This window comes from Janthinobacterium sp. 67 (genome assembly GCF_002797895.1).
In the GTDB taxonomy this organism is placed as follows: Bacteria; Pseudomonadota; Gammaproteobacteria; order Burkholderiales; family Burkholderiaceae_D; genus Janthinobacterium.
Window position 1 is genome coordinate 5,654,920 of the sequence record NZ_PGES01000001.1, and the last position, 20,599, is coordinate 5,675,518.

The following is a 20,599-nucleotide window of genomic DNA, read 5'->3' on the forward strand; positions in this document are numbered from 1 at the left end:
CCGGCTAGGCCAGCGGGCGTTGCAACTGGCGCTCGAGGATGGCCAGCGGCGACTTGTGCGGCGCGGCCATGGCGCGCACGGGCAGCAGCCAGGTTTGCTCCAGTGCATGCTGTCCCCGCAGGGCCGCGTGCGATACGACGTCACTGAAGACGATCCACGTCTGGCCCGGCGCGAACGCATGCGTGTGCTGTTCCACCTGCGCCTGGTAGCCGAGGTCGGCCTTCATGGCGTCGTGCAGCTGCAGCATGTAGTGGTCGTAGGCCGTGCGCCGCGACTTGGTGACGCGCAGCCATTGCAGCAGGGCCGCCAGCACCGGTTGCGGACGTTTCGCGGCGGGCAGGAAATGCTGCGCCACCTGCTCGAATGGCGCGCCCAGTTTCCACACGCGCGGTGCGTCGCGCGGATGGATGTTGGTGAACACGCGCAGGATGCGCCGGCCCTGCGTGGGCGAGGAGGGAAAGCTGTCGACGTGCAGGCGCGTATCGTCCTTGCGCCACGAGGTCACCCTGCCGGCGATTTCCACGGGGCGAAAGCTGCCCTTGCCCTGCTGCAGGTGGGCCGAATAGCGAGGCAGCAAGCCGGCCAGCAGGCGCTGCGTGTGCCGCGCATAGCGCTGCATCAGCGCGGCCAGCAGCGTCGCATCGCAGGCGTCGCCATGGCCGCGCACGCCGCGCGCCGGCTCCCAGCTGATGTTCTTGGCGCTGACGGCGCTACCCACGGCGCCGTTCAGCAGCGCTTGTTCTTCCTGTCGCAGGGGAAAGCCCAGCGCGGGCAACAGCAGCACCTGCCCATCTTCAAGCGCCTGCAGCGCCGCCGCCTGCTGCGCGGCGTTGCCGCTGGCATCCCACCGGTCCAGGGAAATATCGATGAGTTTGCTCATGGCACAAACGGGGAAGACATCGGAGCGGCCAGTATGGGCGCTTGCCGCCCGCTCCCGTTTGCGCTGGCGCAGCTTCAGCGCACGGTGTGGATACATCGCGGTTCATTGAAAGCGCGGCGAGCGGCGCGGCTCAGTAGGCCAGGCGGCCCGGCACGCTCACTTCGATCTGCGTGCCGGCGCCGGACCGGCTGTCGATGCGCAGGCTGGCCTTGATGGCGGCGGCGCGCTCGCGCATGCCGACGAGACCCCAGTGGCCGGGCCGCTGGCCCGTTTGCGCGACGGCGTCATCGAGGCCGCAGCCGTCGTCGCGCACGCGCAGGGTGAAGGCATGGTCCGCATAGTCGAGTTCCAGCACGATGTTGGCCGCCTCGGCATAGCGCGAGGCGTTGAACAGCGCTTCGCGCGCGATGGCATAGATTTCGTCATGCACGCGCGGCTGCAGGCGCCGGCAGATGCCGCTCACATGCACGGCGAAGGCATGCGCGCGGTGTTCTGCCAGGCCCTTGCCGAATTGCTGCAGCGCCAGGCGCAGTTCGTCGGGTTCGGCCGAGGCGCGCAAGTCCATGATCTGGTCGCGTCCTTCGATCAGCAACTGGTCGGCCAGATTGAGGGTGCCGTCGAGGCGCGCCCGTTCGCGCGTGCCCTTGGGCAGCATGTCGGCATGCGCATGGAACGAGAGGATCAGGCCCTGCACGCTTTGCAGCAGGGTGTCGTGCAGCGAACGGGCGATGCGCGAGCGCTCGGCCAGGCGCTCCTGCAAGCGTTCCTGCAGCCGTTCCTGCATGTCGCGCGTCAGGTGGCGGATGCGCAGCACATAGCCGCCATACAGCAGCAGCGCGGCGCCCAGCGCCAGCAGCACGACGAACCACGACGTTTGCACGAAGGTCGGTGCGATGACGATGCCTAGCCCTGTCCCCTGCGTGTTCCACACGCCGTCTTCGTTGGCGGCCGTGACCTCGAAGCGGTAGCTGCCAGGCGCAAGGTTGGTGTAGTAGGCTTCGCGGCGTCCCACTGCCTCCTGCCAGCCCGTGTCCACGCCCGTCAGCTTGTAGCGCAGGCGCACGCGCTCCGGCATCGACAGGCTCAGGGCCGTGAAGCCGATCTGCAGGGTCTTGCTGCCCTGCGGCAGGTGCAGCGGCTTGCCGTCGTCCAGCGCGTAGCGCGCGCCATCGGCCAGCAGGCTGTGGATCTGCACGGGCGGCGGCAGGGCGTTGCGGCGGATGTGCAGCGGGTCGAGCATGCCGATGGTGGCCGAGGTGGAAAACCACAGCTGGCCATCGGGCGCATGGATCAGCGACGGCACGGGGCGCAGCTGCGAGGCATGGCCCTGCAAGCCGTCGAGCGCGTCGAAGCGTTCCGAGGCAATAGCGCTGCCGTCGCGCATCCACGCGGCCAGGCTGGCGGCGCCGATATGGGCTATGCCGTCCGCGCCATGCAGCCACAGGTCGCCGTCCGGCAGGCGCACGATGCCCGACACGCCGCGAAACGCCGCGCCGCGCGCGCCGCGCAAGGTGTGGAAGCGGCCGGCACGGTACAGGGCCACGCCATTTTCGCCGCCAGCCCACATCGCGTCGCCATCGCGGTACAGCTGCAGCACGGTGCCCACTTGCAGTCCCTCGGGCGCGCCGAGCCGCCTGACGGCGCCCGCGCGCTGGCCATCGGCCACCAGGCTGACGGTATTGTCGGCATGGCCCAGCCAGACGGTGCCTGCGCCATCCATCGCCATGGCCGTCGTCAGCACCGTCGGCAAGCCCGAGAGGCCGCCGTTCGCGCTCCATTTTCCGTCGTTCAGGCGAAACAGGCCGCCGCCGGAAAACGAGGCCCACAGGGCGCCCGAGCGGTCTTGCTGCAGGGCCTGCGGATCGAGTCCCTGCACGGGCGCCACCACGCGCGTCATGGCGCCGTTGCGCGCGCGATGGTGCAGTTCCTGCTCGTTGCCCAGCCATAGCGTGCCGTCGGGCGCCCAGTGGCTGGCCGCCAAGGCCCCTTTCAAGATCAATTTTTTCATGCCGTCGGCCGTAAAGCTGCGCACGTCGCTGACATAGTCGCCGATCCACACGTCGCCGTCGGGCCCCGGCAGCATGCCGGGATGGTCGAAGGGCACGGCCACGGCCAGGGTCTTCAGGCGGTTCGGCCGCAGCCGGTCCAGGCCCGTCGAGGTGCCGAACCACAGATTGCCTTCGCGGTCCTGGAACGAGGTTTGCGGCAACGGGCCGCTGATGCCGTTCTGGCGCGTCAGGCGCTGGGCCGGCAGGCTGGGACCGGAAGGGTCGAACTTGCGTTCGATGCCGTCGGGCTGCATCAGCCACATGGTACCGGCGCGGTCGAAACGGATGCTGTTGCCCCTGGCGTCGGGCCGGATGGGCGCACCGCCGCGCGGCGCGCTGGTGCGCACGCGATAGTAATTGCTTTGCGCATCGACGGCCCAGATGGCGCCATCGGGCGCTTCATCCATGCCGGTGAGGATGGTGCGCGGCCAGGCATGGGAAAAATGCGTCTCGCCCGGCCTGCGGAAATAGGCGCCATGCATGGTGCCCATCCACTGCGTGCCATCGCGCGCGAACAGGATCTGGTAGACGCGCTTGTCGGGCAGGCCCACGTTGGCCGCTTGCGCAACGAAGCGGTCCGCGCCCGGCGCCAGGCGCGCCGCGCCATCGCGCGTGCCGACCCAGATGGCGCCGTCGGGCGCTACCTCGATATGGAACACGGCGCCCGGCGGCAAGCCGTCCGCCTCGCGGTAGGTGCGCACGCCATCCTTGCGAAAGACGCTGACGCCGCCGAGGCGGTAGCCGACCCACACGGCGCCGTCCGCCGGCGTGGCCAGGCCCAGCACATTGCTCGACGGCAGGCGGTGGCCGTACACGCTGTCGACCCTGTCGAAGCGCACGCCGTCGTAGCGGTACAAGCCGGTGGCCGTGGCGATCCACAGCCAGCCATCCTTGCCCTGGGCGAATTTCAGCACGTCGACGGGCGCGCCTTGCAGGGCGCCCCAGGCGTTGTGGGTGTAGTCGGACAGCAGGGGAGACGGGGCGGCAGCGCACGCGTGCAGGTGGCACGCCAGCAGGGGCAGGATCAACAGGCGGCGCAGCAGGCGAGCGGACATCGGGGCAGGGGAAGATAGCGGTGGCGGGGCAGTGATTGTAGCGCAGCGCCGTGCCTTTCAGCAGGCAAAAAAAAGCCTGCGCAGGTGGCGCAGGCTTCTTTTCGCCCTACGTTGACAGGAACTGGCGCTTACGCGAAGTTCTTGGCAACGAAGTCCCAGTTGACCAGGCCCCAGAACGTTTCCACGTACTTGGCGCGCAGGTTGCGGTAGTCGATGTAGTAGGCGTGTTCCCAGACGTCGCAGGTCAGCAGCGGCTTGTCGCCGGTGGTCAGCGGGCAGCCGGCGTTCGAGGTGTTGACGATGTCGACGGAGCCGTCGGCTTTTTGCACCAGCCAGGTCCAGCCCGAACCGAAGTTGCCCACGCACGACTTGGTGAATTCTTCCTTGAACTTGTCGAACGACGACCATTTGGCGTTGATCGCGTCAGCCACGGCACCCGCAGGCGCGCCGCCGCCGGCCGGCTTCATGCCGTTCCAGTAGAAGGTGTGGTTCCATACCTGGGCTGCATTGTTGAAGATGCCGCCCGACGATTTCTTGATGATCTCTTCCAGCGACAGGTTCTCGAACTCGGTACCCTTGATCATGTTGTTCAAGTTGGTGACATACGCCTGGTGATGCTTGGCATAGTGGTATTCCAGGGTTTCTTTCGAAATATGCGGCGCCAGAGCGTCCATTTCATATGGCAGTGGTGGCAGAGTATGTTCCATGTGATGTCCCTTTGTGGTGAGTATTCGGAGTCTACCGGCCTGTGGCCGGAGGGTTGAGCCAAGCTTGCTTGAAGCAGGCATTCTTGCTGAACGAGCCACTATTGTAAAGCGGATGCGCCATTGCTGCAGATTCCGGCACGCGTCGCGGATGCCTTTGGCGTAGTGATTCTCGTTCAGCCTGAATCGGGCGGAAAAGTTCCCAACCGCAAGCCTCAACGGATGCGCCGGGTGGTTTCCCTGACGATCAGTTCCAGCGGTGGAATGGCCGCCTGCACGGCCTCGCCATTGATCAGCCCCAGCAGCGCTTCCGTGGCGATGCGGCCGATGTCATACAGGGGCTGGTGGATGGTCGTCAGCGGCGGCGTCGTGTAGGACGAGCCGGGCAAGTCATCGAAACCGACGAGCGAGATATCGTCGGGCACGCGGATGCCCTTGCGGTACAGGCACAGGCGCACGCCGTAGGCGGACAGGTCATTGGCGGCGAAGACGGCGCTGAATTGCTGCTGCGTATCGAACAAATGGTTCATGGCAAGCATCCCGCTTGCCTCGTGGAAATCGCCTTCCACCATCAGCTTCGGGTCGATGGCGATGTCCGCTTCGCGCAGCGCGCGCTGGTAGCCCGTCAGGCGCTCGGCCGCATCCGTGTTGTTGGCGGGGCCGGCCACGAAGGCGATGCGGCGGTGGCCCAGCTCCACCAGGTGGCGCACGGCCAGGTAGGCGCCGTATTCGTTGTCGAGCTTGAAGCCGATGGCGCTTTTCGTGGCCAGCAGGCGGCCCGTCGAGACGATGGGCCGCTGCTGCGAGAAATCGAGCACGCTCTCGTCCGAGATGCGCCCAGACAGTAGGATGATGCCGTCGACCTTCCTCGCCAGCAGCAAGCGGATGCGGTCCGCCTCTTCCTGCGCATTCCAGTGCCCGCTGACGATGACGGACGCATAGCCCGTGTCCTTCAGGCCGTCGTCCACGCCGCGCAGGCTTTCGTCGAAGAAGGGGCTGGAAATATCCTGCACCACGATGCCGATGGTCATCGAGCGGCCCTTCTTCAGACCTTGCGCCATCTGGTTCGGCGCGAATTTCATGTGCGCGATGGCCGCCAGCACGGCGTCGCGCTTGTCGTCGGACACCCTGGCCGTGCCATTGAGGATGCGCGAGACGGTGCTCGGCGACACGCCGGCCTGGCGGGCCACGTCGAGCAGGGTGGAAGGGGGAGCAGCGTGGGCGCTATCGTTCAAGGTGATTCCTGGGTATCAAGATGGCTGGTTCTCAGTGCTCTGAAAACCTTTTCATCGAAAGATTACCATAAATGGCTACAGGGGCGGGGCGTCGGTCGGGGTAGGTCGGCGTAGGTCGGGTTAGCCCGCAGGGCGTAAGCCGACACCGCGCAGCCAACAACGCGCCGGAACCATGCCTCTGGCGCCAACAATGTTGTCGGATTACGCGCTCATGCGCTAATCCGACCTACGCTTGAAAACGTTTTCACAAAAAACAACAGCAATCTCCACAGTCTGTATTTTCGCCTTTTTCATAGGAGAACACGCGCCATGGCGTGGACCTTGTCACACTGCCCTCAATAAAAATGACAACTTTTTCGGTTGACTTGATTTTCTTTGCGGTGTTAAATGGACACATGTTGTGAAAACGTTTTCAAGATAGAAGACGCTCAATAAACGGAGATGAAATAATGAAGTCAAGCATCCTTGGCGCCGCCCCCCTGGCAGCGCTGACCCTGGCCTTTGGCGTGGCCGCCGCACCCGCCACGCCGACCGTCCTCCCGCAGGCCGCACCGTTGCCGGCGCTGGCCCCGGCCACGATTACCGTCGCCTCGTTCCCCGACCTGGACCGCGCCGTGAAAACGGCCTTGCCCCTGTGGGAAAAGCTGTATCCGCAAGTGAAGGTCAAGCTGGTCAGCCTGCAGATCGACGACCACCATAACTCGATGACGACGGCGCTGGCGGCCGGCGCGCGCCTGCCCGACGTGATGGCCATCGACTTCCGCTATGTCGGCAGCTTCGCCGAATCGAAGGGCATGGAAGACTTGCTGCAGCTGCCATACGGCGCAGGGCAGTACCGCGCCCTGTTCGTGCCGTTCACCTTCGTGCAGGCGACCAGTGCGCGCGGCACCCTGGGCGCCATGCCGGCCGACCTGGGACCTGGCACCCTGTTCTACCGCAAGGACTTGATGGACAAGGCGGGCATCCAGGAAACCGATCTGACGCAATCGTGGGAGTCGTATATCGCGGCCGGCAAGAAGCTCAAGGCCGCCACCGGCACCTATCTGCTGGCCGGCGCCAGCGACCTGGCCGACATCTATATTCGCGCCAACCTCAAAGACGGCGAAGGCATTTACTTTGGCGACAAGGGCCAGGTGCTGGTCGACTCGCCCCGCTTCGTCAAAGCGTTCGAACTGGCCAAGGCGGCGCGGGTCGCCGGCATCGATGCGCGCACCGTGGCCTGGACGGGCGAGTGGGCCGAAGGCTTCAAGCGCGACAAGGTGGCCAGTCAGATGATGGGTTCGTGGCTCAGCGGCCACCTGGCCAAGTGGCTGGCGCCCGATTCCAAGGGCCAGTGGCGCGCGGCGAACCTGCCTGCCGGCGCGCTGGCGTCGTACGGCGGCTCGTTCTACGGCATTCCGAAAAAGGCGGCGAATAAAACCCAGGCCTGGGAATTCATCAAGTTCATGACCGTCAACAAGGATATCCAGCTGCACTCGCTCAAAGAGATCGGCGCGTTCCCGGCCCTCAAGGCCGCGTATGCGGACCCGATGATGGACGAGCCGCAGCCGTATTTCGGCGGCCAGAAGACGCGCCTGCTGGCGCGCGACACGGCGGCGAAAATCCCCGTCATCCGCGTCGACAAGTTCGACGCCGTGGCGCGCGACATCGTCAACATGGAACTGGAAAGCGTGCTGGCGCAAAACAAGGATATCAAGACGGCGCTGGCCGACGCCAAGGCCCTGATCACCCACCGCGCGCGGCGCTAGGAGCAGCATGACTACTTCCATGCCTTGTACCGAGGACGCGCCCGCTGCTGCGGCGGCGAGGCCCGCCAGGAAACGCTTCAACATGAAGAAGTGGGCGCCGTATCTTTTCATCAGCCCCTTCTTCATCCTGTTCGCCGTCTTCAGCCTGTTCCCGCTGCTGTTTTCCATCTATCTGTCGTTCAACCAGTGGGAAGCGGCCAGCGGCGTGGAAGCCATGCAGTGGGTGGGCCTGGACAACTACAAGTACGCCTTGAGCGACCCGTGGTTTTTGCGCTCGCTGGGCAATACCGTCTGGCTGGCGCTGGCCTCGGGCGTGCCGCAGCACCTGGTGGCCATTCCGCTGGCAGCGTTCATCCACAACAGCTTCAAGCGCTCGCGCAACCTGGTGATCGGCATTTACTTTTTACCGTTCATCACGTCCAGCGTGGCCATCGCCATGGTCTTCAACACCCTGTTCTCGCGCGACTATGGCCAGATCAATGTGCTGCTCCAATGGTGCGCCAGCCTGCCGTTAATCGGTGGCCTGTTCCCGGCCGAATCGATCGACTGGCTGGGCAGCTCGCTGTTCATCAAGCCGGCCGTCGCCTTCGTGATTTTCTGGCGCTACCTGGGCTGGAACCTGGTGCTGTATCTGTCCGCGCTGCAGGTGATCCCCAAGGATCTGTACGAGGCGGCCACCATCGACGGCGCCTCGAAACGCCAGCAATTCTGGTACATCACCTTGCCGCAGCTGCGCCCCATGATCTACCTGGCCGTGACACTCACCATCATGGGCAACCTGCAGCTATTCGAGGAACCGTTCGTGCTGGTGGCCGAATCGAGCGGCGTGAGCCAGTCCGTGATGACGACGGCCATCTTCGTCTACAAGACGGCGTTTTCCTCGGGCGACTTCGGCACGGCGTCGGCCATTTCCTGGCTGCTGTTTTTGATCATCGCCAGCACCACCTGGGTCAATAACCGCATTTTCAGCCGCAATGAACGCAATGAGCGCAAGGAGGCCAAATGAAAACCACCCGCTGGACGGCCTACGCCATGGTGGCCATCGGCGCCCTGATCATGGTCGCGCCGTTCTACTTCATGTTCGTCTTCGCCACGCACACAAGCGCCGAGATCTACAGCCTGCCGCCGCCGCGTTGGTTCGGCACGGCCCTGCTCAACAACCTGGAATTGCTGCAGGAACGCCTGCCGTTCTGGCGCAATATCGGCATCAGCCTGTACGTGGCGCTGATGACGACGGCCCTGACCTTGTTCTTTTGTTCGCTGGGCGGCTATGCGTTTGCCATGTACGAGTTCCGCTTCAAGCGGCCCTTGTTTACCCTGGTGATGGCGTCGATGATCATTCCGTCCTTCATGAACATGATTCCGACCTTCATGCTGATGGATTTCTTCGGATGGCTGGACCAGCCGCGCGCCCTGTACGTGCCGGGAGCGGCCGGCGCGCTGGGGATTTTCCTCATGCGCCAGTACATCGGCACGGCCATCCCGAAGGATCTGATCGAGGCGGCGCGCATCGACGGCTGCGGCGAATTCGCCATCTACTGGCGCGTCGTACTGCCGCTGATCGGTCCCGCCATGGGCACCCTGGGCCTGATCACCTTCATCAACTCCTGGAACAATTTCATCACGCCGCTGGTCGTCATGCGCTCGGTCGAGAACTACACGATTCCGCTGGCCCTGCGCAGCATGCAGGCGCCGAACAACACGGAGTGGGGCGCGCTGATGACGGGCGCCGCCATCGCCGTGCTGCCGCTGCTGCTGATGTTTTTTGTCGCCTCGAAGCGTTTAATTGAAGGACTGACCCAGGGCGCAGTCAAAGGCTAGCACTTTTTTCATCCACTCACACTGACATGACCACCATGCATAACGACGACATTGACACCAACTTTCCCGCCACCTTCACCTGGGGCGTGGCCACCAGCGCCTACCAGATCGAGGGCGCCGCCGCCATCGACGGCCGCGGCCCCTCCATCTGGGATACCTTCAGCCATACGGATGGCAAGATCATCGACGGCAGCAATGGCGACGTGGCCTGCGACCACTATCACCGCTACGCGGAGGACGTGGAACTGATCGCCAGCCTGGGCGTGAACGCCTACCGCTTTTCCATGTCCTGGTCGCGCGTGCAGCCCACGGGTTCCGGCGCCTGGAACGAGGCCGGCTTCGATTTCTATGGGCGCCTGCTCGACGCCCTGGCCGCCAAGGGGCTCGATGCCCACCTGACCTTGTATCACTGGGACTTGCCGCAAGCCTTGCAGGACGAGGGCGGCTGGCTCAATCGCGCCACCTGCTACCACTTCGCCGCCTATGCGGCCGAGGTGGCGCGCCGCTTCGGCCACAAGGTCGCCAGCATCGCCACCCATAACGAACCGTGGTGCACGGCCGTGCTGGGCCACGGCACGGGCCAGTTCGCGCCCGGCATGGCCGACCCGGCCGCCGCCGTGCAAGTGTCGCACCATCTGCTGCTGTCGCACGGCCTGGCCATGCAGGCGATGCGCGCCGTCAATCCGCCCGCGAAACTGGGCATCGTGCTCAATCAATGGACGGCCACGCCGGCCACCGACAGCGCCCAGGACCGCGAACTGGCCGAACTCGAATATGCGCGCTCGGTGCAGTGGTATATGGACGCCATCTTCAAGGGCCGCTACCCGGTTTTGGCCCTGAAACACGTCGACGCTTCAGCTTTGGCTATCTTTGAAAACGATTTCATGGATATCAAGCAGCCCATCGATTTCCTCGGCGTGAACTACTACACGCGCGCTTTCATGAGCGCCGAGACGCCGCCGCGCAAGCCCGAGTGCAAGCTCGGCGTCAACGACATGGGCTGGGAAACCTATCCGCAGGGCTTGACGGAACTGCTCGTCGGCCTGCACCGCGAATACCGGCTGCCGCCCGTCTACATCACGGAAAACGGCATGGCCGTGGCCGACAAGCCCGTCGACGGCAAGATCCACGACGCGCCGCGCATCGAGTACGTGCAGCTGCACCTGGACGCCTTGCGCGCCGTGATCGCGCAGGGCATCGACGTGCGCGGCTATTTCTACTGGAGCCTGATGGACAACTTCGAGTGGAACTCGGGCTACGCCAAGCGCTTCGGCATGCTGTACGTCGACTACGCCACGCAGCAGCGCAGCTTCAAGGACAGCGCCCTGTGGTACCGCGACTTCATCGCGGCCCAGCGCGCATCCCACGCCGCCGTCCTGGCCGAGGAGCACTGACATGGCCGCCATCTCCCTGCGCGGCATCCGCAAGACCTACGGCGACGGCCCGGAAATCGTCAAGGGCCTGGACCTCGATATCCACGACGGCGAATTCATGGTGTTCGTGGGTCCGTCCGGCTGCGGCAAGTCGACCCTGCTGCGCATGATCGCGGGACTGGAAGACATCAGCGCGGGCCAGCTGCGCATTGGCGACCTGCTGGCCAACGACGTGGCGCCGGCCGAGCGGGGCATCGCCATGGTCTTCCAGAGCTACGCCCTGTATCCGCACATGACGGCGCGCGACAACATGGGTTTTGCCCTCAAGTTGGCGGGCAAGCCGGAAGCGGAAGTGCGCGCGGCCGTCGGCAAGGTAGCGGAGATTTTGCAGATCACGCACCTGCTCGAGCGCAAACCCAAGGCCCTGTCGGGCGGCGAGCGCCAGCGCGTGGCCATCGGCCGCTCCATCGTGCGCCAGCCCAAGGTGTTTTTGTTCGACGAGCCGCTGTCCAACCTCGACGCGTCCTTGCGCGTGCAGACGCGCATCGAGCTGGCCAAGCTGCACCAGGAACTAGGCACGACGATGATCTACGTGACGCACGACCAGGTCGAAGCCATGACCCTCGGTGACCGGGTCGCCGTCTTCCACGGCGGCCACCTGGAGCAGGTGGGGGCGCCGCTGGACCTGTACCGCCATCCGGCCAGCCAGTTCGTGGCCGGCTTCATCGGTGCGCTGCGCATGAACTTCTTGCCGTGCGCCGCCGTCCCCGCGCTGGCCAGCCAGCTTGGCGGCGAGGCCGGCATGCTGGTCGGCATACGCCCCGAGCACCTGCGCCTGGTGCCGCGTCACGAAGGCTACGGCGCCACGGTCACCCTGATCGAGCAGCTGGGCGACGCGCAGATCATCCACGCCACGCTCGATGCCAACCCGCACGCGGTGGCCATCAAGCTGCACGGCGAGGCGCGCCACAGTCTGGCGCAGGGCAGCGCCATCGGCTTCGCGCCGGAAGAGGGCCATGCCTTTCTATTCGACACGGCCGGGCGCGCCGTGGCTACCCATTGACCCCGCACGGAGGCGACATGACTTCAGATTGACACCCAAAAAATGTGCAGCAATAGCCAAAGAGCTATGTGATCATCAATCAACCAGCGGTACAGGAGACAACAACAATGCAACAGCTCAAACGCAATACCATCGCCCTCAGCCTGGCGCATGCGACCTTCGCCCAGTTCATCTTGCTGGGCAGCGGCGCCGCCATGGCCCAGGAGGCTGCAGCCACGGACGCGGCAAAGCCGGCCGCCGAGCAGATGGACCGCATCGTCGTCACGGCCACGCGCCGCAATACCTTCGTGCAGGAGACGCCGCTGGCCGTCACCGCCTTCAACCAGGACACCCTGCAAAACAACCAGGTTAAGGATCTGGCCTCGCTGGCGACCATGGTGCCCAGCCTCGTCGTCGAGCAGCATGGCGACTCGGGCGGCGTGCACGTCTACATGCGCGGCGTCGGTTCGGCCAACCACACGGAGCTGGGCGACCCGGCCGTCGCCTTCTACGTCGATGGCGTGTATTCGCCGCGTCCGCAGGGCGCCACGGCGCTGATGTATGACCTGTCGCACGTCGAGGTGGCGCGCGGACCGCAGGGCACCCTGAACGGCCGCAATTCGACGGCCGGCGCCGTCAACCTCGTCTCCGCCGCGCCGAGCACGGCCAAGTTCATGGGCTCGGCCGGCATCACGGTGGGCGACTACCGCCATCTGCAGACGCAGGGCATGATCAATATCCCGTTTTCCGACGACGTGGCGCTGCGCATCGCCGCCATCAAGGATAGCCACGACGGCACGGTGGATTTCCGCCGCGGCTCGAACGTCATGCCGGGTACTGCCAAGTATGGCGCCGGCGACCAGATGGGCGTGCGCGCCTCGCTGCTGTGGAAGTTCACGCCGCAGCTGCGCGGTACCTTCATCGCCGACTACTTCCTCGACCAGGGCGCCGGCAACGTCTACCTGGCGGCCGAACCGAAACCCGGTGAAAAACTGCGCTCGGCCCTGATCGATACGCCAGGCACCCTGGACCAGTCGATTCTGACCTATAAGGGCAAGCTCAATTACAAGCCGACGGACGCGCTGGACTTCACGTACCTGGGCAGCTGGAGCCGCTACAAGCGCCAGAACAGCAACGACTCCGATGCGGGCCTGTTCCCCGGCTTCAAGTCGGAAAACCGCACGGACTGGGCGCAGTTCGACAGCTATTCGCACGAGCTGCAGGCCCGCTCGGATGACGACGCGCCGTTCCAGTGGGTGGCCGGCCTGTTCCTGTTCAATGAAAAGAACAAGGTGCGCTTCGATATCGACCGCAGCCAGATTTCGCAGGCGGCCGTGCAGCAGGATATCGCCAACGGCGCCGTGATCTTCGTGCAGCCGACCGTGGGCCAGTACGCGTCCTCGATGTCCTTCATCCAGGGCGACCGCCAGCTCAAATCGAAAGCCGTGTTCGGCCAGGTCAGCCAGCAAGTGACGGACCAGATCAAGCTGACGGCCGGCGCGCGCTACACGAAAGACCATAAATTCGATATCGGCGGCAAGAACTGGGCATGCCCGAACTGGCCGGCCAACACGCCGCTGGGCACCACGGTCCTCACTGCGGACCAGCTGCGCCAGCTCGTCACGCCGGGCACGGGCCTGGCCAACACGCACAATATCGGCCCGGGCGGCGCCATCACGGCCGCCACCTGCGGCAATACGCCGGGCGACAATACGGCCGACCTGAAATACGGCCAGGCCACCTGGCTGGGCCGCATCGAGTACAAGCTGCGCCCCGACATCCTGCTGTTCGGTTCCGTGACGACGGGCTTCCATTCGCCGGCCATCGGCGACGGCGGCGCCACCACCAAGCCGGAAAAACTGACCAGCTATGAAATCGGCTTCAAGTCGGACTTGCTGAACCGCGAACTGACCTTGAACCTCGACGCGTTTTTGATGAAGTACAAGGACAAGCTCGAGTCGCAGGTGGTCAACAGCGTGCTGGCCAACTTCAACGCGGCCGGCGCCACCGTCAAGGGCCTGGAAGCGGAATGGGTGTGGCGGCCAACGAAGGTCGACCGCCTGACGGGCAACGCCACCTGGCTCAAAGCCGTGTATGACGATTTTCTCTCGTGCGACGTCGATGCGGCGCGCGCGAATGGGCAGTCCTGCGGTTCGACGGCGCCACTGGTGAACGTGGGCGGCAGCACCATGAAGCATGCGCCGAAGTTTTCCACCACCGTGCAGTACGAGCATGATTTCACGGTCGCCGGCGGCCAGCTCACGCCGCGCGCTTCGGTGCACTATGAAACCATGTCGTACGTGGGGGCGGGCGCGTTCAACGGCGACGTGCCGGGCCACGCCGGCGTCAAGCGCCAGGAAGCCTACACGACCCTGGACCTGAGCCTGCGCTTCCAGCCGGCCAACAAGGCCTACACGGTCGAAGCGTTCGTGCAGAACGCCACGGACAAGGCCGTCAAGCTGGACGTCAATGAAATCTGCACGGACGTGGGCATGCCATGCCAGCCGACGCAGCAGATCTACGGCGCCTTCTACAACGCGCCGCGCACGTTTGGCGCGCGCGTGTCGATGAAGTTCTAAGTCAGGTAGTGTGAAAGAGCAGTTGCGGTAGCAGTCCACTCAGTAGGGAAGGTGTTGGGCCGGGGTTCTTCCCCGGCCTTTTTTATTCTAACGCTTATTCCAGGCTGGCTTGCACGCTGGCGATGCCGACCTGCGCGCTGCCTTCGGCCAGGCGCACGTTGACGTTCTGGCGCGCCTGCAGCTGCGCCGGCGAGCGCACGATATTCCCTTTTTCATCGCGCAGGATGGCGTAGCCGCGTTCCAGCGTGCGTTGGGGATTGAGCAGTTCCAGCTGCGCCGCCAGGCCGTCGAGGCGGTGGCGCCGCTGGCCCAGCTGCTGCGCCATGGCCGCGCCGCTGCGCCGCTGGGCTTCCAGCAGCCGCGCGCGCGATGCCGTGACGTCGGGCCGCAGGTTGGCCCAGCGCGAGCGCAGGCGTTCGAGCGCGTACTGCGACTGGTTCAGGGGCGCGCGCGCCGCATGCGTCATGGCCGTCGACAGGGCCAGCAGCTGCAAGCGCTGCTTCCGCAGCTGCGCTGTCGGGTTGAGCAGGCGGCGGCTGTGGCGGTCCAGCGTTTGCGCCGCGTCGTCGAGGCTGCGGCGCATGGCGCGGCGCAAATCGGCCGCATCGGCGCGCAGGGACGCCATCCAGTCGGCGCGCGGCGTGGCCGCCAGTTCGGCCGCCGCCGTCGGCGTGGCCGCGCGCAGGTCGGCCGCGAAGTCGGCGATGGTGAAATCCGTCTCGTGTCCCACGCCGCTGATCACGGGCATGGAACAGTCGGCAATCGCATGGGCCACGGCTTCATCGTTGAACGACCACAGGTCTTCGATGCTGCCGCCGCCACGGCACACGAGCAGCACGTCGCACTCGGCCCTTGTCGATGCCGTGCGGATGGCGTGCGCGATCTTTTCCGGCGCCTGCTGTCCCTGCACGGGTGTCGGGTACAGGATGATGTTGACGTGCGGCGCGCGGCGCTTGAGCGCGATCAGCACGTCGCGCAGGGCGGCCGCCTGCGGGCTGGTGACGATGCCGATGCTGCGCGCGAACATGGGGATGGCGCGCTTGCGCTCCTGGTCGAACAGGCCCTGCGCGGCCAGCTTTTCCTTCAGGCGCTGGAATGCTTCGTACAGTGCGCCCACGCCGGCGCGGCGGATGGCTTCCACGTTGATCTGGTAATCGCCGCGCGCGCCGTACAGGGTGACGAGCGCGCGCACTTCGACCTTGTCGCCTTCGCGCGGCGTGAAGCCCGCGTACTGGGCGCGGCCGCGGAACATCACGGCACGGACCTGGGCGCCATCGTCCTTCAAGGTGAAGTACCAGTGGCCGGAAGCGGCGCGCGTGAAGTTGGAAATCTCGCCGGCGATCCAGGTCAGGGGGAACGAGCGCTCGAGCAGGCGCGCGACGGCCTGGTTCAGGGCGCTGACGGTCAGCACGGGCGGGGCGGCAAAGCCGCTGTCAGTGGGGTTGTCGGTCATCATAAAGCTGGGAGCGGGAAGGGAACTGTCCACATATTATCGGCGAGGTCATGCTTATGTCATATATCGCGCAAAACAACAAGTTCTATTTCTAAGTAATTGATTTCATGACGAATTCCCGTATGCCTGATTTGCGTGCACAGGGAAAAAATCCTTTAATATCAAGCACATCAGTGTAGCCCCTGCCACTTACGCACAAAGTTATCCACAGAAAGTGTGCGGAACTTTTTGCCTTGGACAAACATGACACGGCTGGACCTGATCGAGCGATAAAAGTGCCTTGCTACATTTTTGCGCACGGAAATAAAGTACATAGGAATCAAGCGCTTAGTATGCCGTGAATGGCCTTGCGCACAATCTTATCCACAAAAAATGTGCAGAACTCTGGCGCGGCACCGGATTTATCCACTGCAAGGCATATTGCATGGCTTGCCTTAATTTTGCGCAGCATAAAAATAGCCATATAAATCAAGGGGGTAGCATCGAACCGTACGTCTTGCTCACAATCTTATCCACAGAATGTGTGCAAAACCGCATAAACCGTTTCGTCTTTTATCGTGTTTTTCCACCGCGCGATCAGCTTGATTTGCTGCCTCATTTTTCAGCATGAAAAAAAAGTCCTTTAAAATCAATGCTCTTGCATGGAGTCAATCGGCTTGCTCACAATCTTATCCACACTTTATGTGTGGAACTGCGCTGGCGCTGGAAAACTGCAGTTTTGAAGTGGAATCGGACCGTGAAAAACACGCTTTTCAGCCATTGCCACATTTTTATGCATGGTAATAAAAACGATATAAATCAATGTACTTGGCGCGTATCCGTACGCTTGCGCACAATCTTGTCCACAGATTGTGTGCAGAACTTTGACGGCCAGTCTGACGCCGATTGCGCGCCTGCTGCCACTTTTTTACGCATCGATTTAATCTCCTTTAAAATCAATGGCTTGATTACATTCCTCGGCTTTGCGCACAATCTTGTCCACAGTAAATGTGCAGAACTCTTCAAGTATTAACTTATTGACATTGACTACTATCGATAAGCTGCTATGCCTGTATTTTGCGCAGTATCATAATCTCCATGTAAATCAATCACTTGCATGCTGGACTTCATGCTTGCTCACAATCTTATCCACACAAAGTGTGCAAAACTGTGCCCCCGCCAGCACGCTGGGGACATGCAGGCGCCTCTTGCCGCCGGCGCGGCAACGCGCTACATTGCGCCATTCCTGCGCGCACGTACAATCGGTCTTCGGCGCTCGGTACAATACAGGCTGTTCTGGCGCTCCATCGCCTTCCCTTTACCAGGAGTTTCTTTTGCTCGCTATATTTCAAGCCGCTGGCTGGCCCATCTGGCTGTTGTTGATCGCTTCCATCGTCGCCCTGGCCCTGATCATCGAGCGCCTGCTGTATTTGCGGCGCGGAAAAATCCTGCCCCGCAAGCTGTTCGATGAAGTGGTGCAGGTGTATCGCAGCGGCAAGATCACGCCGGACACGGTGGCCAAGCTGGAAGACAATTCGCCGCTGGGCGTGGTGCTGGCCGCCGCCCTGCGCAATGTCGACGCGCCGCGCGAGGTGATGAAGGAATCGATCGAAGAGGCAGGCAGCGGCGTGGCCCACACGCTGGAACGTTTCCTGACGACCCTGGGCACCATCGCCACCCTGGCGCCGCTGATGGGTCTGTTCGGCACGGTGGTGGGCATGATTGAAATCTTCGGCTCGCAAAACGCCAGCGGCTCCAATCCGGCCCAGCTGGCGCACGGTATTTCGGTGGCCCTGTACAACACGGGTTTCGGCCTGGCCATCGCCATGCCGACCCTCGTTTTCTACCGCCACTTCCGCGCCCTCGTCGACAGCTTCGTCATCGACATGGAGCAGCAAGCCGTCAAGTTCGTCGACATCGTCCACAGTGGCCGCAAATGAACTTCCGCAAAGGCAAGGGGCGTGAAGACCCCGAAATCAACCTGATCCCGTTCATCGACGTGTTGCTGGTGATCCTGATCTTCCTCATGGTCAGCACCACCTACAGCAAGTTTACGGAGCTGCAGATCACCTTGCCGACGGCCGACGCCGAGCAGGCGAAAGAGAAGCCGCAGCAGATCGACGTCACCATCGACGCCAAGGGCAACTACACGGTCAACCGCGAGCCCGTTTCGTTCCGCGACGTGGCAGGCCTGGCCGACGCCCTGCAAAACGCGGCAAAGGCGGCCAACGGCGGCAAGGCGCCCGCGCAGACGCCCGTGGTGGTGGTCAACGCCGACCAGTTCGCCATGCACCAGATGGTCATCCACGTCATGGAAGCGGCGCGCCTGGCCGGCTATGAAAAGCTGACGTTCGCGGCGCAGGCGGGTGGCAAGTAGGTCGGCTTAGCCGGCACGGCGTAAGCCGACAAAGCCGCAGCCGAGCATGTCGGATTACGCTGCGCCTGGCGGCGCAGCTAATCAGACCTACCCCCATTTTTAAGTCTTCCCCCATGCCCACATCCTCCCCCGCCAAGCTTGAAACCACATTGACCCGCGCCTGGCTGACGCGCGGCCCGCTGGCGTGCGCGCTGTGGCCCGTGTCGCTGGTGTTCGGTGCTTTGAGCCGTATCAGGCGCTTCCTGTACCAGGCAAACATTTTGAAATCCGAACGCCTGCCTGTGCCCGTCGTTGTCGTCGGCAATATTTTCATTGGCGGCACGGGCAAGACGCCGCTGACGATCTGGCTGGTGCAAGCCTTGCGCGACGCGGGCATGCGCCCGGGCGTGATTTCGCGCGGCCATGGCAGCGCCGACCGTTCGCCGCGCGCCGTCACCGCCGCTTCCACGCCGCAGCAGGTGGGCGACGAGCCGCTGCTGATCTTCCAGCGCGGCGGCTGTCCCGTGATGGTGGGACGCGACCGCGCGCAAGCGGGCAGGGCGCTGCTGGCAGCGCACCCCGACGTCGACGTGCTGGTCACGGACGACGGCTTGCAGCATTACGCCTTGCGGCGCGACGTGGAAATCGTGCTGTTCGACGGCCGCGGCGCGGGCAATGGCTGGCTGTTGCCGGCGGGGCCTTTGCGCGAATCGCCGCGCCGCCGGCGCGACGTGACGGTGATCAATGCGCCCGGGCTGGCGCCGGCGCTGGTGGCCAGAGTCGCGCCGCAGGGCGGGCTGGTGGTGCAGATGCTGCTGGCCGGCGGCGTGGCCGAACGCCTGGTGGACCGCGGCGAAAGCGTGGCGCTTGCAACCCTGGCGGCCAGCGGCCAGCGCATCGTGGCGGCGGCCGGCATCGGCAACCCGCAGCGCTTCTTTGCCATGTTGCGCGGCGCCGGACTGGACTTCATGGAACTGCCCCTGCCCGATCATCACGACTTCCTCGACCAGCCATTTGCGGGGCTCGACACGGATGTGATCTTGATCACCGAGAAGGATGCAGTAAAATGTGCGCAAATTGAATATCTCAAAGATGACCCGAGACTGTGGGTCGTCCCCGTCAGTGCGCGCATCGATAGCGCGCTGGCCCAACAAATTGTGGAGAAATGTCGTGGACGCTCGACTGCTTGATATCCTGGTCTGCCCTGTTTGCAAGGGTCCGCTTGAACACGATAAGAAGGCGCAGGAACTGATTTGCCGCGCCGACCGCCTCGCCTATCCTATCCGCGATGGCATCCCCATCATGTGGGCGGACGAAGCGCGCACCCTGCAAGACGCAGTGGAATAACGATGGCGTTCATCGTCATCATCCCGGCCCGCCTGGCCTCGACGCGCCTGCCGGGCAAGCCGCTGGCCGACCTGGGCGGCAAGCCCATGGTGGTGCGCGTGGCCGAGCAGGCAGCCCTGTCGGGCGCCGCGCGCGTCATCGTCGCCACCGACCACGAATCCATCCGCGCCGCCTGCGCCGCGCATGGCGTGGAAGCGTGCATGACGCGCAGCGACCATCCGTCGGGCACGGACCGCATCGCCGAAGTGGCGCGCACGCTCGCCTTGCCGCCGGACGCCGTCGTCGTCAACCTGCAGGGCGACGAACCCTTGATCGATCCGTCCCTGCTGGCCGCCTGCGCCGCGCAGATCAGCGCCGCCGTCCCCATGGCCACGTGTGCCCATCCGCTGCACGATGTGGCCGATGCCTTCAACCCGAACGTCGTCAAGGTCGTGCTGGACAAGAACGGCCGCGCCTTGTATTTCTCGCGCGCGACGATTCCGTGGCACCGCGACGGCTTTGCGCAGTCGAAAGACAGCCTGCCGGCCGGCTACGTGCCGCTGCGCCATATCGGCCTGTATGCCTACAGCAATGCGTTCCTGCAAACGTATCCCGGCCTGTCCGCGTCGCCGCTGGAAGCGATCGAGGCGCTGGAGCAGTTGCGCGTCTTGTGGCATGGCTATGCCATCGCCGTGCACGTGACCGATAGCGCGCCGGCCGCCGGTGTCGACACGCCGGAAGATCTCGCACGCGTGCAGGCCCATTACCGCGCCCTGTAAGCGCTACCCGCAAAACGGCAGGCGTGCAAATAAAATTTTGCGCGCCTGCAGCAAAAACCACATTTTGAAACGTCTGCTTCGATAATTGCTGGCTTTGATCAATCAGGGCATAGCAATTCGACAGCAAACTGGCGTTCCGGGGATTTTTTGTGGTAAGTTTCGTAGGGAAAGATAGCCATAGCAACATCATCTAAAAATAATTACACATACCACCATCCAAA

16 protein-coding genes are annotated in these 20,599 nt (G+C 63.9%); 11 read left to right on the plus strand and 5 right to left on the minus strand.

The window, feature by feature from the left end:
* Nucleotides 1-4: 4 nt before the first annotated feature.
* The 4 genes from CLU90_RS25435 to CLU90_RS25450 form a co-directional block, all read right to left on the minus strand.
* Nucleotides 5-880: a Kdo hydroxylase family protein gene (locus CLU90_RS25435; RefSeq protein WP_100429569.1), complete on the minus strand. Its 876-nt coding sequence runs from the start codon at nucleotides 878-880 to the stop codon at nucleotides 5-7.
* Between the two features lie 130 nt (nucleotides 881-1,010).
* Nucleotides 1,011-3,983 carry a sensor histidine kinase gene (locus tag CLU90_RS25440; protein ID WP_100429136.1) on the minus strand — a complete coding sequence of 991 codons (2,973 nt, stop codon included), beginning with the start codon at nucleotides 3,981-3,983 and terminating at the stop codon, nucleotides 1,011-1,013.
* 128 nt (nucleotides 3,984-4,111) lie between these two features.
* On the minus strand, nucleotides 4,112-4,690 hold the full coding sequence (locus tag CLU90_RS25445) for a superoxide dismutase (protein ID WP_100429137.1): 579 nt from the start codon (nucleotides 4,688-4,690) through the stop codon (nucleotides 4,112-4,114).
* Between the two features lie 212 nt (nucleotides 4,691-4,902).
* On the minus strand, nucleotides 4,903-5,922 hold the full coding sequence (locus CLU90_RS25450; RefSeq protein ID WP_034751748.1) for a LacI family DNA-binding transcriptional regulator: 1,020 nt from the start codon (nucleotides 5,920-5,922) through the stop codon (nucleotides 4,903-4,905).
* Nucleotides 5,923-6,371: 449 nt separating this feature from the next.
* Here CLU90_RS25450 and CLU90_RS25455 point away from each other — a divergent pair, with 449 nt between their 5' ends.
* From CLU90_RS25455 to CLU90_RS25480, 6 genes are all read left to right on the plus strand, one after another.
* The gene (locus CLU90_RS25455; RefSeq protein WP_100429138.1) at nucleotides 6,372-7,670 is read left to right on the plus strand and encodes an extracellular solute-binding protein; all 1,299 of its coding nucleotides are present in this window, start codon (nucleotides 6,372-6,374) and stop codon (nucleotides 7,668-7,670) included.
* A gap of 82 nt (nucleotides 7,671-7,752) precedes the next feature.
* Complete coding sequence (locus tag CLU90_RS25460) at nucleotides 7,753-8,676, plus strand: carbohydrate ABC transporter permease (protein ID WP_198511266.1); 924 nt, start codon at nucleotides 7,753-7,755, stop codon at nucleotides 8,674-8,676.
* A complete protein-coding gene (locus CLU90_RS25465) occupies nucleotides 8,673-9,491 on the plus strand; it encodes a carbohydrate ABC transporter permease (protein WP_092715058.1) in 819 nt (272 codons plus the stop codon). The genes CLU90_RS25460 and CLU90_RS25465 overlap by 4 nt, the downstream gene beginning before the upstream one ends.
* Nucleotides 9,492-9,517: 26 nt before the next feature.
* Nucleotides 9,518-10,885, plus strand: a complete 1,368-nt coding sequence (locus CLU90_RS25470; protein ID WP_100429140.1) for a GH1 family beta-glucosidase — start codon at nucleotides 9,518-9,520, stop codon at nucleotides 10,883-10,885.
* A gap of 1 nt (nucleotide 10,886) precedes the next feature.
* Nucleotides 10,887-11,927, plus strand: coding sequence for an ABC transporter ATP-binding protein (locus CLU90_RS25475; RefSeq protein ID WP_100429141.1), 1,041 nt, complete (start codon nucleotides 10,887-10,889; stop codon nucleotides 11,925-11,927).
* Between the two features lie 107 nt (nucleotides 11,928-12,034).
* Nucleotides 12,035-14,485, plus strand: coding sequence for a TonB-dependent receptor (locus tag CLU90_RS25480; RefSeq protein WP_100429142.1), 2,451 nt, complete (start codon nucleotides 12,035-12,037; stop codon nucleotides 14,483-14,485).
* Nucleotides 14,486-14,579: 94 nt separating this feature from the next.
* Here CLU90_RS25480 and xseA read toward each other — a convergent pair whose 3' ends face one another.
* Nucleotides 14,580-15,941 (minus strand): exodeoxyribonuclease VII large subunit, encoded by a 1,362-nt coding sequence (gene xseA, locus CLU90_RS25485; protein ID WP_092715068.1) that lies wholly within the window; start codon nucleotides 15,939-15,941, stop codon nucleotides 14,580-14,582.
* Between the two features lie 1,310 nt (nucleotides 15,942-17,251).
* Here xseA and CLU90_RS25490 point away from each other — a divergent pair.
* From CLU90_RS25490 to kdsB, 5 genes are all read left to right on the plus strand, one after another.
* Nucleotides 17,252-17,857, plus strand: coding sequence for a MotA/TolQ/ExbB proton channel family protein (locus tag CLU90_RS25490; protein ID WP_092715070.1), 606 nt, complete (start codon nucleotides 17,252-17,254; stop codon nucleotides 17,855-17,857).
* Entirely contained in the window at nucleotides 17,854-18,294 is a 441-nt protein-coding gene (locus CLU90_RS25495; protein WP_034751736.1) for an ExbD/TolR family protein, read from the plus strand. Before CLU90_RS25490 ends, CLU90_RS25495 begins: the two co-directional genes overlap by 4 nt.
* A 113-nt stretch (nucleotides 18,295-18,407) precedes the next feature.
* Nucleotides 18,408-19,463, plus strand: a complete 1,056-nt coding sequence (gene lpxK, locus CLU90_RS25500; protein WP_100429143.1) for a tetraacyldisaccharide 4'-kinase — start codon at nucleotides 18,408-18,410, stop codon at nucleotides 19,461-19,463.
* On the plus strand, nucleotides 19,444-19,620 hold the full coding sequence (locus CLU90_RS25505) for a Trm112 family protein (protein ID WP_010395789.1): 177 nt from the start codon (nucleotides 19,444-19,446) through the stop codon (nucleotides 19,618-19,620). The genes lpxK and CLU90_RS25505 overlap by 20 nt, the downstream gene beginning before the upstream one ends.
* A gap of 2 nt (nucleotides 19,621-19,622) precedes the next feature.
* Complete coding sequence (kdsB, locus tag CLU90_RS25510) at nucleotides 19,623-20,378, plus strand: 3-deoxy-manno-octulosonate cytidylyltransferase (RefSeq protein ID WP_100429144.1); 756 nt, start codon at nucleotides 19,623-19,625, stop codon at nucleotides 20,376-20,378.
* Nucleotides 20,379-20,599: the final 221 nt, after the last annotated feature.

What these genes read in the sequence shown, in the direction of transcription:
- CLU90_RS25455 (WP_100429138.1), top strand. Translation starts at nt 6,372, where the DNA reads ATGAAGTCAAGCATCCTTGGCGCCGCCCCCCTGGCAGCGCTGACCCTG.
- lpxK (WP_100429143.1), top strand. Translation starts at nt 18,408, where the DNA reads ATGCCCACATCCTCCCCCGCCAAGCTTGAAACCACATTGACCCGCGCC.
- CLU90_RS25480 (WP_100429142.1), top strand. Translation starts at nt 12,035, where the DNA reads ATGCAACAGCTCAAACGCAATACCATCGCCCTCAGCCTGGCGCATGCG.
- CLU90_RS25440 (WP_100429136.1), bottom strand. Translation starts at nt 3,983, where the DNA reads ATGTCCGCTCGCCTGCTGCGCCGCCTGTTGATCCTGCCCCTGCTGGCG.
- CLU90_RS25445 (WP_100429137.1), bottom strand. Translation starts at nt 4,690, where the DNA reads ATGGAACATACTCTGCCACCACTGCCATATGAAATGGACGCTCTGGCG.
- CLU90_RS25435 (WP_100429569.1), bottom strand. Translation starts at nt 880, where the DNA reads ATGAGCAAACTCATCGATATTTCCCTGGACCGGTGGGATGCCAGCGGC.
- CLU90_RS25470 (WP_100429140.1), top strand. Translation starts at nt 9,518, where the DNA reads ATGACCACCATGCATAACGACGACATTGACACCAACTTTCCCGCCACC.
- kdsB (WP_100429144.1), top strand. Translation starts at nt 19,623, where the DNA reads ATGGCGTTCATCGTCATCATCCCGGCCCGCCTGGCCTCGACGCGCCTG.
- CLU90_RS25475 (WP_100429141.1), top strand. Translation starts at nt 10,887, where the DNA reads ATGGCCGCCATCTCCCTGCGCGGCATCCGCAAGACCTACGGCGACGGC.
- CLU90_RS25465 (WP_092715058.1), top strand. Translation starts at nt 8,673, where the DNA reads ATGAAAACCACCCGCTGGACGGCCTACGCCATGGTGGCCATCGGCGCC.
- xseA (WP_092715068.1), bottom strand. Translation starts at nt 15,941, where the DNA reads ATGATGACCGACAACCCCACTGACAGCGGCTTTGCCGCCCCGCCCGTG.
- CLU90_RS25495 (WP_034751736.1), top strand. Translation starts at nt 17,854, where the DNA reads ATGAACTTCCGCAAAGGCAAGGGGCGTGAAGACCCCGAAATCAACCTG.
- CLU90_RS25460 (WP_198511266.1), top strand. Translation starts at nt 7,753, where the DNA reads ATGAAGAAGTGGGCGCCGTATCTTTTCATCAGCCCCTTCTTCATCCTG.